This is a genomic window from Mesorhizobium sp. CNPSo 4670, assembly GCF_057784235.1.
Window position 1 is genome coordinate 1 of the sequence record NZ_JBWJFQ010000062.1, and the last position, 1,341, is coordinate 1,341.

Here is a 1,341-nt window from a genome sequence, read left to right on the forward strand (position 1 = left end):
TTCCGCTGAGCGCCAGCGAGGCGGTCTACAACGGCACGCTGGGCGGCAGCGTCGGCGGCGACGGCGCCGGTTCCAACGGCTTCTCGTTCGCGACGCTGAACGGCACCAACGGGACGGTCGGCCAGGAGAATGTCACCTACAGCTGGAACGCCGGCACCGACACGCTGACGGCGACGGGCCCGCGCGGCGATCTGTTCACGGTGCATGTGACCGATCCGGCCACCGGCGCCTATACGGTGACGCTGCTCGACAACGTGCTCCAGGCCCAGGGCCCGAACAACGAGAACAATGCGACGGTCAACCTCGGCTACGTGATCACCGACGCCGATGGCTCGACGGCGCCGGGCACGCTGACCATAACCTTCAACGATGATGCTCCGACGGTCGCACTGGCCGACGTGAAGCTGCCGTCGCTGAGCGTCGACGAGACGGATCTGACGACCAACGACACGCAGAGTTTCGCCAGCGCCTTCACGTCCAACTACGGCGCCGATGGCGCCGGCACGACCACCTACGCGCTGGGCTTCAATGCCGGCGTAACTGGGCTGATCGACACGGCGAGCGGCCAGGCGGTGGTGCTGAGCCTCGAGGCTGGCCAGGTGGTCGGCCGTGCAGGCGTCGGCGGCGTGATCGTGTTCACGGTCAGCACCGATGCGTCGGGCAATGTAACGCTCGACCAGCAGCGGGCGGTCGTCCATCCGACGACGGATCCGAACGAGCCGGTCAGCCTGAACGCCGACAATCTGGTGACGCTGACGGCAACGATCACCGACAAGGATGGCGATCATCAGTCGGCGACACTGAATATCGGCAACAACCTGACCTTCCTGGACGACGGCCCGTCGATCACGAGCGCGGTTGTCGGTAGTTCGGTGACGCTTGACGAGACCAACAACGGCTCGACGACGGACGGGGTGCTGAACCCGGCGCTGATGACGGCAACGAGCGCTGCGGCGATCGTGACGGTGACGTCGAGCTTTGGCGCCGACGGCGCCGGAACGACGGCCTATGCGTTGTCGGTTACGGATGCGAACTCCGGGCTGGCAACGGCGCAGGGCGACCATGCGATCACGCTGGTCCAGGTCGGATCGGCGATCGAGGGCCACTTCACGGATGCCGGCGGGACGCACACGGCGTTCACGGTGTCGATCGGCTCGGACGGCAAGCTGACGGTGGTGCAGAACGTCGCGCTCGAACACCTGGTCGATGGTTCGACGGCGGCGGCCTACAACGACGCGCTGACGCTGGCCGGCAAGATCGGCGTGACGGCGACGGTGACGGATGCGGATGGCGATACGGCGACGAGCGGCGTGATCAACGTCGGCGGCGCGGTGACCTTCC

1 protein-coding gene is annotated in these 1,341 nt (G+C 66.8%); it reads left to right on the top strand.

Features of this window, described 5'->3' with window-relative positions:
- On the top strand, nucleotides 1–1,341 hold a 1,341-nt coding region (locus AC0ZT5_RS35060), incomplete at both ends, for a DUF5801 repeats-in-toxin domain-containing protein (protein ID WP_488500155.1).